The sequence below is a fragment of the Candidatus Omnitrophota bacterium genome (assembly GCA_013791745.1).
In the GTDB taxonomy this organism is placed as follows: Bacteria; CG03; CG03; order CG03; family CG03; genus CG03.
On sequence record VMTH01000137.1, the window covers coordinates 1 to 12,366 of the forward strand.

Annotated in this window: 16 protein-coding genes; 3 read left to right on the top strand and 13 right to left on the bottom strand. The window is 46.8% G+C overall.

The window, feature by feature from the left end:
* Together FP827_06460 and aroF are read left to right on the top strand one after the other, a co-directional pair.
* The coding region (locus FP827_06460; GenBank protein MBA3052709.1) for an aminotransferase class I/II-fold pyridoxal phosphate-dependent enzyme at window positions 1-268 on the top strand (268 nt) is incomplete at its 5' end.
* A 1-nt stretch (window position 269) separates the two neighbouring features.
* On the top strand, window positions 270-1,283 hold the full coding sequence (gene aroF / locus FP827_06465) for a 3-deoxy-7-phosphoheptulonate synthase (GenBank protein MBA3052710.1): 1,014 nt from the start codon (window positions 270-272) through the stop codon (window positions 1,281-1,283).
* A gap of 20 nt (window positions 1,284-1,303) precedes the next feature.
* Here aroF and FP827_06470 read toward each other — a convergent pair whose 3' ends face one another.
* The 13 genes from FP827_06470 to FP827_06530 all read right to left on the bottom strand — a co-directional run bounded on the left by FP827_06470 (window position 1,304) and on the right by FP827_06530 (window position 10,531).
* Window positions 1,304-1,807 carry an NUDIX hydrolase gene (locus FP827_06470; protein MBA3052711.1) on the bottom strand — a complete coding sequence of 168 codons (504 nt, stop codon included), beginning with the start codon at window positions 1,805-1,807 and terminating at the stop codon, window positions 1,304-1,306.
* On the bottom strand, window positions 1,803-2,462 hold the full coding sequence (locus tag FP827_06475) for a YggS family pyridoxal phosphate-dependent enzyme (GenBank protein ID MBA3052712.1): 660 nt from the start codon (window positions 2,460-2,462) through the stop codon (window positions 1,803-1,805). The genes FP827_06470 and FP827_06475 overlap by 5 nt, the downstream gene beginning before the upstream one ends.
* The gene (locus tag FP827_06480; GenBank protein MBA3052713.1) at window positions 2,459-3,520 is read right to left on the bottom strand and encodes a hypothetical protein; all 1,062 of its coding nucleotides are present in this window, start codon (window positions 3,518-3,520) and stop codon (window positions 2,459-2,461) included. Before FP827_06480 ends, FP827_06475 begins: the two co-directional genes overlap by 4 nt.
* Window positions 3,521-3,560: 40 nt before the next feature.
* Window positions 3,561-4,439 carry a hypothetical protein gene (locus tag FP827_06485; protein MBA3052714.1) on the bottom strand — a complete coding sequence of 293 codons (879 nt, stop codon included), beginning with the start codon at window positions 4,437-4,439 and terminating at the stop codon, window positions 3,561-3,563.
* The gene (locus FP827_06490; protein MBA3052715.1) at window positions 4,436-5,053 is read right to left on the bottom strand and encodes a DUF1007 family protein; all 618 of its coding nucleotides are present in this window, start codon (window positions 5,051-5,053) and stop codon (window positions 4,436-4,438) included. Before FP827_06490 ends, FP827_06485 begins: the two co-directional genes overlap by 4 nt.
* Window positions 5,054-5,059: 6 nt before the next feature.
* Window positions 5,060-6,766: a ferrous iron transporter B gene (locus tag FP827_06495; protein MBA3052716.1), complete on the bottom strand. Its 1,707-nt coding sequence runs from the start codon at window positions 6,764-6,766 to the stop codon at window positions 5,060-5,062.
* Window positions 6,767-6,997: a ferrous iron transport protein A gene (locus tag FP827_06500; protein MBA3052717.1), complete on the bottom strand. Its 231-nt coding sequence runs from the start codon at window positions 6,995-6,997 to the stop codon at window positions 6,767-6,769. It abuts the gene before it with no gap.
* Window positions 6,994-7,398 (bottom strand): transcriptional repressor, encoded by a 405-nt coding sequence (locus tag FP827_06505; protein ID MBA3052718.1) that lies wholly within the window; start codon window positions 7,396-7,398, stop codon window positions 6,994-6,996. Before FP827_06505 ends, FP827_06500 begins: the two co-directional genes overlap by 4 nt.
* 222 nt (window positions 7,399-7,620) lie before the next feature.
* On the bottom strand, window positions 7,621-8,520 hold the full coding sequence (locus FP827_06510; protein MBA3052719.1) for an NAD-dependent epimerase/dehydratase family protein: 900 nt from the start codon (window positions 8,518-8,520) through the stop codon (window positions 7,621-7,623).
* An 86-nt stretch (window positions 8,521-8,606) separates the two neighbouring features.
* Window positions 8,607-8,798, bottom strand: a complete 192-nt coding sequence (locus FP827_06515; protein ID MBA3052720.1) for a hypothetical protein — start codon at window positions 8,796-8,798, stop codon at window positions 8,607-8,609.
* 7 nt (window positions 8,799-8,805) lie between these two features.
* Entirely contained in the window at window positions 8,806-9,021 is a 216-nt protein-coding gene (locus FP827_06520) for a hypothetical protein (protein MBA3052721.1), read from the bottom strand.
* Window positions 9,018-9,638, bottom strand: coding sequence for a hypothetical protein (locus FP827_06525; protein ID MBA3052722.1), 621 nt, complete (start codon window positions 9,636-9,638; stop codon window positions 9,018-9,020). The genes FP827_06520 and FP827_06525 overlap by 4 nt, the downstream gene beginning before the upstream one ends.
* Before the next feature lie 104 nt (window positions 9,639-9,742).
* Window positions 9,743-10,531, bottom strand: coding sequence for a response regulator (locus FP827_06530; protein MBA3052723.1), 789 nt, complete (start codon window positions 10,529-10,531; stop codon window positions 9,743-9,745).
* Window positions 10,532-10,686: 155 nt separating this feature from the next.
* Here FP827_06530 and FP827_06535 point away from each other — a divergent pair, with 155 nt between their 5' ends.
* Entirely contained in the window at window positions 10,687-11,538 is an 852-nt protein-coding gene (locus FP827_06535; GenBank protein ID MBA3052724.1) for an EamA family transporter, read from the top strand.
* Window positions 11,539-12,366: the final 828 nt, after the last annotated feature.

Below are 12,366 nucleotides of genomic sequence, written 5' to 3' on the forward strand. Positions count from 1 at the left end.
AACCATCACTAAAAAAATACTTGACGGGAAAAAAAGAATGGAAAAAAATCTTACAGCTATGGGTCTGGAATATGTGCCGTCACAGGCAAATTTCCTTCTCGTAAATGTCGGTGACGGGAACAAAATATTTACAGCGCTGCTGAAAATGGGCGTGATAGTGCGGGGAATGGCGGAATACGAACTGAGCGAATTCATCAGAGTGACTGTCGGAAAGCCCGGGGAAAATGATTTTTTCATAAAATGCCTGAAGAAAATAAAGGGGAAATAAAATGATACTGACACTAAAAAGGAATGTTTCAAAAAACGACATAAAGCGGATTGAGAAAAAAATTAAATCTTACGGTTTTAAGGCCCATTATTCAAAAGGCGCGTCCGACATCACCATCGGAGTGATAGGCGAAAACGCCATACTTTTGAGAGAATTTTTTGAAGCGGACCCCGCCGTAAAAAGCATTGTCCAGATATCAAAACCCTATAAACTCGCCAGCCGCCAGGTGCATCCCGAAGACAGCGTTATAAGCTGCGGGAAGGAAAAAATAGGCGGCGGAAGATTTACGGTAATGGCCGGGCCGTGCTCCGTTGAAAACCGGGCGAATCTCATGAAAACCGCGAGGATGGTGAAAAAACACGGAGCGACTTTTCTCAGGGGCGGGGCTTTCAAACCCCGCACTTCACCCTACTCTTTTCAGGGGTTGGGAGAAGAAGGCCTCAAATATCTTGCCGAGGCCAGAAAACTCACGGGCTTAAAAATAATCACGGAAGTCATGGAGATCTCACAGATAGAAATTGTGGCCAAATACGCCGACATTATGCAGGTGGGGGCCCGGAACATGCAGAATTTCAATCTCCTGAGGGAGCTCGGAAAAATAAACACGCCCGTGATGATCAAGCGGGGCATGTCCGCCACAATCACCGAACTGCTGATGGCCGCGGAATATGTTCTCAGCGAAGGCAATCAGAATGTCATCCTCTGCGAGAGGGGCATCCGCACTTTTACCCAGTCCACGCGTTTTACGCTTGATATAAGCGCCGTGCCCGTTCTTAAAAAAGAATCCCACCTGCCCGTCATAATAGACCCTTCCCATTCGGCCGGAGTGAGAGAGCTTGTGCCGTCACTCTGTCTGGCGGCCGCGGCCTCCGGCGCCGACGGGATAATAGTGGAAGCTCATCACGACCCCAAAAATGCGTTCTCCGACGCGGCGCAGACAATAGACGAAAAAACTTTCGCGGATATAATGAAAAAGATCAAACCCATAGCCAAGGCCGTGGGCAAAACAATTTAGTCCTGCTTAAGAATTAATTTTCAGATTTTAAAAACATCCTGCAATAATTTTACGTGGCTCGCGAATGTTATATGCGGAATATCATGATACGGCACAAATTTCGCTTCGCTGACTTCTTTGTTGAGTTTTAATTCTTCGCTTAAGGGTTTCACCTCATAGCCCATGACAAGAAGAGATCCGTGTATCCTGCTGCTGAAACTGTATACACCCACCAGCCGGATGATCTCGCCTTTTATTCCCGTTTCCTCCATAAGTTCTCTGAGACACGCCTCTTCAGGATGTTCGCCGCTCTCAACAAATCCTCCCGGCAAAGACCACTGGCCGGCCGCCGGCTCAAAAGCCCTGCGGCTGACAAGCACTTCGCGGCGCGTATTGACCACCGCCGCCACAGCCACGGGCACGGGATTCTGATAATTGATCCACCGGCATGAGGGACAGGTCAGGCGCGCGGCGCCATCTATATCCTTAGCCGCGAGTTCCGCCCTGCATATCGGACAAAATTTAAAAACCGGTTTTTTGTCAATCGTAATTTCTCTCCCCGAATATCCTGGTACCTATCCTCACCATATTGGCCCCCTCCCCGATCGCGAGCTTATAGGAAGAAGTCATGCCCATGGACAGATATTTCATTTTAACACCTTCAATCTGCCTGAGTTTAATCCTATCAAATACCCGGCGGGTTTGGCTAAAATACATCCGCAAATCTTCATCTTTCGCGGTCATTGGCCCCATGGTCATCAGCCCTTTAACGGCAATATTTTTCAAACCCGCTATCTTCTCAACAAAATTCTCCGCATCTTCCGGTAGCACCCCGGCCTTCGCGATCTCTTCGGCGCTGTTTATTTCCACAAGAACCGGCATCACCTTGTCTATAGCGGCGCACCTTTTATTTATTTCTTCCGCCAGGCGAAGGGAATCCAGAGTTTCTACCATATCAACTTTATCAACGATCTGTCTGACTTTATTCGTCTGAAGATGTCCTATAAAATGCCACAAGACCGGAACCTTTACAGAATCATAAACCCTGATAAGATCCTGCACATAGTTCTCACCGATGATTTCAACGCCCGCCTCGAGAGCTTGTGATATTTCGGCCGCGGAACGGGTCTTGGCGGCGGCGACCAGCTCCACCCCTTCGGGCAACTCAGCCAGCAAAGCTTTAACATTATCTTTTATCATATCAGCTTTTCCGGCCATACAACATTCTTAACGGAGGTCAGGGCAAGATACGCCTTCATAGCGCAAACAGGTTCGGCGCCCTCACATTGAAGGCCCTTTAATGCCCTGTGTGTTAAAAGCATATTATCACGGATTTTTTTGAGATTGGCAGTTTCAAGTAAAGACAGGCCGGCGGCGAGAGAGGAAGCGGCTTTGCCGGCAAGGCCGCAATCACCGGATATACGGCCCTTGCTATTCGTCAAATATATCTGTGTGAGGACGGCAAACAGAGCGGCGGGCAGAATCTTCTTGCCGCGTTTTTTATACATGATGTAAAATGGTATTCCCAAAAAAATACCCTGATTGCCCGAACCGGTGACCGTAATAACCTTTAATGAGTCGCCGTCCATTCTCTTTTTCACAAGCCCCGACACCGCCGCGAAAACATCCCCGTAACCGAACTCCTCATATAACCTGCCCTGATCGATGATGAATCTTTCCACAATATCCTCAAGACCTTTATCGCGCCGCTTAACAATATTAAAAATCTCTTCCATGCTTTTCAGCCTGTAAACCGGTTTCTTTTTATTTTGGGCTGTTTTCCTGCCGCTGAAATAAACGGCTTTTACATTATCGTGACTTCCCTCGACAACAACACGTGATTTTTTGCCTTTGCACGCAATTTGAGCGTCCACAAAAATGCCGTCAACATTTTTGACTGACACTTTCAGCCAGTTTTTGCGCTTGAGCAGCGCGGTTATTTTTCTTTTTTCAACGGCGCCGATTCCGGCAAAAGGATTAAATCCTGATGATTTTGTATAAATGCCGCAGGCGGCGGCCGCGTTGATCCCCTTTATTTTCATCACCGGCACCCTGACTGTTGAGATATTTCGGAAGACGTCCCTTGAAATAACGACGGCGGCTTTGAAATTACCGCTTATTCCCGACGGAGAATCATATTCCCTGAACAAAGCGGCGGCCCGCGCGAAGGCGAAAGCGACGCTGGCGGGTTCCGTGCAGCCCACCACTTCTTTTATCTCGCTTTCCAGAAGTTCCTCTAAAACTTTTAAGTTTTTCATTTTTAATTTCCTGTTTTCAACAATATCAGCATCTGCTTGCCTATAAACTACCTATAAAAAAAATCCCCCCGAAAATAAATATCAACAGCGCGCCGCTTAATTCCATCAGTTTTTCCATCTTTCTGCTCTTCCCGCCGCTTCCCATAAAAAGCCCAAGACTTTTACGCGCCGTTATCGTCGCAACCGCCACAACAGAAAGAGTGAGCGCCATGCCCAGAGCCATGATGACGGCCAGGAAAATACCCAGATATAAAAAATGCAGTGACGCGGCGAATATAAGCAGAATGATGACGCCCGGACAGGGCACAATTCCTATTGAGAATATTAACGGACGGATATCTGCCGTAACGGGTTGCTGTCCGGCGTTTGTTTCGGCGCGGCGGAAAAACAGAGCTTTTATCAAAAGCCCCAGTCCTATGGCCGTAATAAGGGCATAACTCACAAGCTTTATCACGTTACTGAATTTTTCAAATGACCCTGTATAAGAATGCCGCACGGTCAGATAGAGCGCCGACACTATCACAATGGCCGAAAACGCCTGCATCAGCATCACCGCGAAAGCCGCCGCCACGCCTTTTTTTATACTGCTGCCTTCGGCGACAAAATAAGAGAACAGAAGGGTTTTGCCGTGGCCGGGCCCGGCGGCGTGGATAAGGCCGTACACAAAAGATATCAGGACGGCCATAAACAGGGCGGTTGCGGAACGCTCTTCTTTCGCGCTTTTCATCAGCCGGGATAAACGGCTGTTGAATTTCGCCTGTATAGGCGCTATGGCGGAAACGATTTTACCGGCGAAAATCGGACGACTCCGCATTCGCGGGCCGTCGGATTTTTTATCCGCTGAAGCGAAAGGGTTTCCCGAAGCGCAAATATGCGGCGTTAATAAAATGAGCAGGGTAAGCGATTTTACAAAAGTCATTTTCCGAACCTCAATTTGATCACCCTCGGTATTATCTCGCCGAAATAATAGGCATGTCTCTTGTCTTTTTCTATCCTGTAATCAACTTTGATATCTTCGGCGTTCTCAAAAATCACGGGATCGTCTTTTACATGCGCTATATCGGTGTAGTAGCTCTCGTCATAAATAGCGAGGAAAAGCTCTTCCGGAATATTATCCGCGGGAATTTTAAAAGGTATAAAAAAACCGAATATAACCCGTCCATCCGAGAACTCAGCCGAAAAATCCCGTATCTCTTCAACTCCTGTTTTTTTGCCTTCTGTAGATATGTATGTGAAATAATTAAAATTTTTCAGATTAGAAAATGACTTTTCCTTAACATTCTTAATCTCATCCGGTTCCAGCTTTTTGTTTTTATTTTTATCAAAATCATACATTATGTTTTCGCTGTAGAATTCATCAAATAACCATTTAACCCGCGCGCCCTCAATGGCCGAATCCTTAAAAACGAATGTTACGGCATAATCAAGGAATATGTGCGGATGCGCGGATAACTCTCCTGAAAAAATCATCATACACAAAAGGGCCGCGGGGATCTTAAATATGCCGGTGAAATAAAAAAATGGCTGATTCATCCTGAATTACAAAATAAGATTTAATATACCGCCGACAAAAAGGGTGGCGGCGATCATTATCAACGCGGATTTCATCATATCTTTCACCCCCAGCTCCTTTATCAGAACCGCGAATGTGGCAACGCAGGGAAAATACATGGTCAGAACAACCGACGCTATGACAAGCTGCTTGACTGAAAGCCCCAGGGGAGCGAGCATCCCGACGGCGACGTCCTTCCTTAAAAAACTCACCACCAGAGCGGCAACGGTTTCCTCCGGCAGGCCCATGATACCTGTGATAACAGGCGCCGCTAATTTTCCCAAAAACTCTATGACTCCGAGAGCGTAGAGTAAATTTACCACCAGAACACCGAGCATGACAAATGGCACTGCTTCCTTTATAAACCATTTGACCCTCATCCAGACTTTTTCAAAAAGAACTTTCATATAAGGCATTCTGTAAGGCGGTATTTCCACAAAAATTTCGGGAGACTCGCCTTTCACCAAAGCATTCTGCAGCAGGCCGAGTATAATCCAGACAATAAAAAGTGTGCCGAAGACCTGAGCCAGGGCCATCGCCCCGTAATTCCCCACAAGGCCCATGATCATCGCTATCTGCGCCATACAGGGGACAGCTATCGCCATGAGCGTGGCCGCTATAAATCTCTCCCTCCTGGTCTCCAGCACTCTTGTGGCCATGGCCGCCGGCACATTGCATCCCAGTCCCAGCATCATCGGAATAATGGCAAGGCCGTGCAGACCCACTCTGTGCATCAGATTATCCGATAGGACGCCTATCCTGGGAAGATAGCCCGAATCCTCAAGAAAACCGAGCACCAGATAAAATGAAAAAACATAGGGCAGAACCATCGCTACGGGAACAAACAAGCCCGTGGTCAAAAGGCCCATTGACTGGACGAAATCGATATTACCGTCTATGAGTTTGCCGATGAGTATTTCATGAGCAATGCCGCCGGGACTCAAAAAAGCTAAAGTCCTGACAATAAAAGGACCCCACAGTTTTTCAAAAACGGGTTCAAAAATATGGGTTATCAGCCCTTCTCCTATAAATCTTATCACCGTAAATGACAGAGCTGCTATGATTAAAGCTATCGGAATTCCTGTCAGGGGACTTATGCTCGCGTCCGCCAAGGTTTCCAGAAAAGTGTGATGCCGGTGGAAAAACTTCTGCGCCTTGCCGGCAATACGGCCGGATTCGGCCCAGACATCTTTCACATCATATTCAAACCCGCTCACCCGCGCCTGCGCCATCCTGCCGACCAGTTCGCTTATCCCTTCTCCGCTGACAGCGCAAACCGCTACGACAGGAATGCCCAGTATCTCCTCAAGCTTAGGCACATCGATCTCAATGCCTCTGTGCTTCGTCTCGTCCCACATGTTAAGAACGACGAGCATGGGCACGCGGCGGCTTATCAACTGCAGGGTGAGTTTAAGATTTCTCTCAAGGCGCGTGGCGTCCACAATATTCAAAACGATTTCGCCCTCTTTCAGCATACCCAGCGCCACTTCCTCGGCCTTGGTTCCGGCGGCAAGACTGTAAACACCGGGCACATCTATAAGTTCGACTTTCTCACCGGCCATGTGCATACAGCCTCTGGTATATCCCACAGTCGTGCCGGAATAATTTGAAGTGATGACGTCAACGCCGGTGAGGCGCGAAAAAACAGCGCTTTTGCCGACATTGGGATTGCCCATAAGAAGTATTTTTTTCATCTAATCCACTTCCACTATTATTTTCCTGGCCATACCATAGCCGACGGCTATTTCAGTGCCTTTGACCTTGATAAGAACGGGCCCGCGCATAAAATGCCCTGTGATCTTTTTAATGGCCGCTCCGGGCACTATGCCCATATTCCCCATTTTCTCGCTGAAAAACTCCCCGCCCTCAAGATCTGAGACAAGCCCGGCGGCGCCGTCTTTCATGCACACAAGATCAACCTTCATTTTTTTCTCCCCTGCCTCTTACCCTTCGCGCAATTTTTACACAAGCCGACTATCTCCAGATTGTGATATTCCGGTTTAAAGCCGTATTTTCTGCATATCTCAATCTGCAGTCTTTCAATATTGTCGTTTTTAAATTCTATATGCTTTCCGCATTCCACGCAGAACATATGATCGTGATGCTCGTGGCCGTATATGTGCTCATACACCGCCTTGCCCGGCGCGGCGGCGGTTCTGCTCACGAGCCCCGCCTTTACAAGGATAGGCATCGTCCTGTAAACGGACGCGTGCGAAATACCCGTTTTCTTCCGCCGCAGAGTTTCAAAAATCTCCTCGGTGTCAAAATGCCGGTGTATGGCGAAGATCTCACGCAGAATGGTTTTGCGCTCCGGCGTCACGCGCATGCCGTTTTGCCGCAGGTAGGAACCGAAAGTCCTCTCTATCTCTTTATTCATATATTTTGATGCCTCTATAATTCAAACGCTTATTGAGATTAATTCTCAATTAGGATTCTATATCTTCAAAGCCCTTCTGTCAAATCAATAGTGGGGTCAGGTCTTGACATTAGACATTTATGAGTAAAAAGATAAAAAGGAGACGGCCTTAATATTTCCCCTGACGGGATATTAAAGACCGTGATTTTCGATATAGTCTTTAATACCGTCTTGCAGGCTGTAGCGGGCTTTAAAACCGAGATATTTTTCGGCCTCAGTCATGTCCGCCTGGGTGTGATTCTGGTATGTGCCCTCGTAAGGGTTGTCTATATATTCCGCCTCAAGCGATGTGCCGAGGACCGAGTTGATATCGGCGACGAGTTCATTGAAATCCACCGCCCTGCCCGTGCCCACATTATAAACGCCGCTCCGGCCGGCCTTGACGGCAAGGATCGTGGCCTCTACGACATCGTTCACATAGATGTGGTCTCTTTTCTGTTCACCCATTTTGAAAATTCTGGGTCGGGAGCCGCTTTTCATCTGCCGGACAAGATGATATATCATGCTCGCCGGGCGGCCTTTGTGCGCCTCGCCGGGCCCGAAAACATTGAAATATCTCAGACCCACGATGTGCATGTTCCCGCATAACTCCCCTGCCATATCATCCATCGCCAGTTTGCTTTCCGCGTAGGCGCTTAAAATCTCTTTCTTCTGGCTTTCTTTCTGGGGGGCGGGGCCGTTGCCGTACATGCTGGCGGATGAGGCGTATATCAATTTCGCCCCGGAGTCACGCGCCAGTTTTATTATATTCCTGAAACCCTCTATGTTCGACCGTACCATCTCCCTGTCATCGCCGTATCGCGGATCCGTGATAGCGGCCTCGTGAAAAATGATATCATAATCCCCTGAGAGCTCCGGCCCTTTTGATATATCCCTGTTTTCGAATTTTCCCTTAAAGCCCCGCAGGTTCTCCGTCACGCCGGCGAAAAAATTATCAACGGCGGTGATATCAGAATCCGGGAATCTCTTCTGCAATTCAAGAGTGAGATTAGAACCGATAAAACCCGCCGCACCTGTTACAAGTATCTTCATGTCACAAATATACCAAAATGCCGCCGCCTCGTGCAATCATAAAATTGGCGGCAGGTTCCACCTTACCTATCCATGACATTGTGAAGTTAACCGCCTTCCGGTAAAATTCCTTGAATCCATTCAAAAAATCTTGTTGTCAGTTTTATAAGCTCTTTGGCCTCTTTCTCCAGAAAATCCCTGTCTTCATATTCAACAATATTCTTTTTCGCAAGAATCCTATTCAATAATCCCGATTGTTTACCCGCGCCATTTATCAAAATGCTATTTAATAATTCCACAGCATCTCTATGCTGACTGGAAACAGAACGCTTTCCAAAGATGAAAAACAACGACACTATCGCAAGCCGATATCGCGCAATGGACGCTATTTAAACCAACGGCATTCCAGCTTTCTGACTTTTCTGCCTGAACCATGCTTTGATAAAACTCTGAAGCTTTTTTCAAATAAATTTTATATTTATTTCTATCAACCCCTGTATGTTTTATTTTTTTCGCGGTCATGCATCCTCCAGTGGTTTCCCCGCAATGACAAAATTATTCTTAATTATTTCTCTGATCACCGGAACTTTCTTTGTTTTCTTGGACCTGAATTCATTAACAGTTTGAATATACGGAGAAAGGGCATTGCCGAATTCCTTGATTATCTCAGCGCCGGCAAGCCCTACTTTCTTCTCGACTATGTCTTTATCTCCTGATTTCTTCACAAGCAGAAAAATATCTATGTCACTTTTTGCTCTATCTTTCTTCTTTGCCACACTGCCAAAAACAACAGCGGAAATCAGTTTATGCGGCGCCAAATCTCCCAAATGCTTCAATAATATTTCCTTCAAGCGCAGATAGCACCCGTCTTCTTGTTCAAATAACGGACGAAGCGATTTTTTTACGAGATAATTTTCATCATTCAGTTTGTAAAGATGCCCTACCCCCACACTGCGAAACAAAAGCAGCCCTTCTTTATAAAGTTGCCTGAGCGCCTTATGGCATGTAGCCGGGCTCACCTCAATTTCTTTAGAAATTTGACGTCCCGTCCATTCCGCCCCAGTCTTTATGAAAAAACGGAGGATTTGCACTTTTGCCGTCTGATTCAAAATTTTATCCAGTGGTTTAAAAAATTTCATAATTACGCCTTTTCCTTAACCCAAACATATGTTTAGTTTTCTAAACATATGTTTACAAATATAAACACTACTGTCAAGGCATTGATCGCCGGCTATTTTCGCCTTTAAAATTCATCGCCGGTTCCGGTTTCATTTTCAGCAAGGCGTTGGGCTATTCTTATGAAAAGCCGCCCGAAGTCCAGCGGTTTTATAAAAATGTCATCAAGGTTCAGCGCTTTACCTATACGCATCCTCTGTATCACAGCGGGGTCCTCTCCTGAAACGATTATAATAGGAATATGGCTGATCTCTTTAAAGCTCTTGAGCACGGTGTAGGCCAGAGCCCCGCTTCCGGCGGGAAGATTAAGGTCCAGTAAAATCAGATCGGGGATCTTCTCTTTCGCCAGAGAGACAGCCTCATAACCCCCGAAAGCCGAAATCGTGCCATAGCCGGCGACCTCAAGGTTCTGTTTTATTATCTCGTTCATGGAAGTGTCGTCATCAACGATGAGGACACTCCTGCCCGCGCGGCTTTTTTTCTCCGCGAGATATGAGTTCACGCGTTCCAGGAATAATGGAATGTCCAGCGGTTTGACAAATATGTCCACGGCCGGAATATCCTTAACGCTCTGCATCCTCCGCACCCTGGCCGGGGATTCTCCCGATATGATGATTACCGGCAGGCTCTTCGTCGCCGTCATTGCCTGAAGAGCTGCATAAACCATCTCGCCGCTGCCGTCTGGGAGATTGATATCGAGGACCACAAGATCGAATCTGAAAGACCCCGCTTTGTCTATCGCCTCTTCAGCGCCGAAAGCTGACATTGTGCCGTAGCCGGCTGCCTCCAGGCAGTCCCTGACGATATCATTGGAATCCTTATCGTCGTCCACTATAAGTATTTTCTGTTTGATCATCGCCGATTTTAGCAATTAACTCACGCTTTGCAAAAATCCGCAGATTAACCCATCCTGTCCGCACATCATAACCCGCAAAACTTTACCACCCTTCTTACTAAAGGGCGGGCACAACTGGCTTTTCTCTTTCACCGGTTTTTTTGTTAATATTATCCATGCATTGGATAATAATTTCAGGCTTGTGCGCGGTATTTTTCGGGGTGCAGGGCGTTTACATCCGCTACCTGCATCTAAAAAATATCAGCTCGACAGAGGCGATACTCTTCTCTTATTTCTCCTTTGCCCTGCCGTTTCTTATGGTGCCGGCGATAAAAGAAGGCTTCGGCGCGATACAGCCGGGTTTCTGGCAATGGACGATACTGACATCAACGGGGGCGCTCGCCGGTTTTTATTGCAGCATCAAGGCCCTGAAATATTCGGAGGCCTCTCTCGTGATGCCTGTCCTGGCACTGTCCCCGCTGCTTGTGATTCCCGTGAGCGCGCTAATGCTGAAAGAGTTTCCTTCGGCGACGGCATTGATTTCCATGCTCATAATCGTAATCGGATGTTACGTGCTTGCCTCCGGCGGCAATCTTGCCGCACCTTTCAAGATGATAGCCGAAGAAAAAGGCGTGAGGTGGGCATTGCTGACCATAGTTATCTGGTCATTCGTAGCGAGCGCCGACAAAATCGCGCTTGGGCGGTCTTCCGTCGCCGTCTATCCCTTTATTGAAGCAGCGTTCATAACCTTGCTACTGCTTCCGCTGCTGTTTAAAATTAAAATAAAATTAAAGGAACTGAAATATCTTTTCGTGTGCGGCGCGTTGAACGCGGGGCTTTTCATGACGCACATGGCAGCGCTTGCAGTGACGCCGAGAGTATCGTACCTGATAGCGATAAAACGATCCGGCATACTCATTTCGGTGGTTGGCGGCCTCCTGCTTTTTAGAGAAAAAGACCGCATCCGGCGGCTGTCGGCTGCGGTCATCATAATCGCCGGCAACGTGATGCTCTACATTTTTTCTTAAAATGAAAACTCCGAAAAATCCGTCAACATTTTATTGCAAAACCGTACAATCATTTTGAGCTGATTGCCCGCATCAGAAATCATATAAGATTGAGAAACGCACTGGATAGTCTGGAGGACACGAATAATGTTCTTTGCACTCGCGTTGCGACAATTGAAGCTAAAGACCCTTACACAAGAAGGCACTTGCAGATGGAGAGTGCATTGTTATGAAGTAACGCGGGAACTCATATGGACCAATGTTGAGTGTTTAAAAGTTCAGCGTGCGGGGCTTCTGCATGACATCGGCAAAATTAGCATGCCGGATTCCATTCTCACGAAAAATGCCAAATAAACAGGATGTTTTTAGAGTGTTGAAGGAAGAATCCAGCAGCCAGTGGAATTCTAAAATCGTTAATGTTTTTATAAGAATCACGAAGAAAACTTTCGTATGATTTTGTCCATCGCAGGGTCAAGCTTTAACGCTTTTTCAAAGTGCCTTTCAGCTAAAGCGGGTTTTTCCAGGGAATTGTATATTGCCCCGATAATTAGATGTGCATGGGCGTCATTTGTGATATCGTAAATGTGAATTGAATACCCGCATTTCTTATACGGCTTTTTTTGTAAAAAATATGAAAAAATGTCTTTCTGGTGAAAATATATTCCCTGGAGGTTAGTAACACTCGCTGCGAAAAATTCCCTTTTAGTGTCCGGGGGATTTATTGTTTCGCTTTTGATGGAGGGTATCGTGTTAGAAAGGCAGTTCTCAAATTTCAAGCCATAATAATAAGGGTCGGCTGTTCCGAAGTACGATAAAATGAGAGGCGGCCTCCCTTCTTCTTTCCACCAG

Bases quoted from the DNA above. Each gene is read 5' to 3' on its own strand.
- aroF (MBA3052710.1), top strand. From the start codon at position 270: ATGATACTGACACTAAAAAGGAATGTTTCAAAAAACGACATAAAGCGG.
- FP827_06475 (MBA3052712.1), bottom strand. From the start codon at position 2,462: ATGATAAAAGATAATGTTAAAGCTTTGCTGGCTGAGTTGCCCGAAGGG.
- FP827_06480 (MBA3052713.1), bottom strand. From the start codon at position 3,520: ATGAAAAACTTAAAAGTTTTAGAGGAACTTCTGGAAAGCGAGATAAAA.
- FP827_06485 (MBA3052714.1), bottom strand. From the start codon at position 4,439: ATGACTTTTGTAAAATCGCTTACCCTGCTCATTTTATTAACGCCGCAT.
- FP827_06490 (MBA3052715.1), bottom strand. From the start codon at position 5,053: ATGAATCAGCCATTTTTTTATTTCACCGGCATATTTAAGATCCCCGCG.
- FP827_06495 (MBA3052716.1), bottom strand. From the start codon at position 6,766: ATGAAAAAAATACTTCTTATGGGCAATCCCAATGTCGGCAAAAGCGCT.
- FP827_06500 (MBA3052717.1), bottom strand. From the start codon at position 6,997: ATGAAGGTTGATCTTGTGTGCATGAAAGACGGCGCCGCCGGGCTTGTC.
- FP827_06505 (MBA3052718.1), bottom strand. From the start codon at position 7,398: ATGCGCGTGACGCCGGAGCGCAAAACCATTCTGCGTGAGATCTTCGCC.
- FP827_06510 (MBA3052719.1), bottom strand. From the start codon at position 8,520: ATGAAGATACTTGTAACAGGTGCGGCGGGTTTTATCGGTTCTAATCTC.
- FP827_06520 (MBA3052721.1), bottom strand. From the start codon at position 9,021: ATGACCGCGAAAAAAATAAAACATACAGGGGTTGATAGAAATAAATAT.
- FP827_06525 (MBA3052722.1), bottom strand. From the start codon at position 9,638: ATGAAATTTTTTAAACCACTGGATAAAATTTTGAATCAGACGGCAAAA.
- FP827_06530 (MBA3052723.1), bottom strand. From the start codon at position 10,531: ATGATCAAACAGAAAATACTTATAGTGGACGACGATAAGGATTCCAAT.
- FP827_06535 (MBA3052724.1), top strand. From the start codon at position 10,687: ATGCATTGGATAATAATTTCAGGCTTGTGCGCGGTATTTTTCGGGGTG.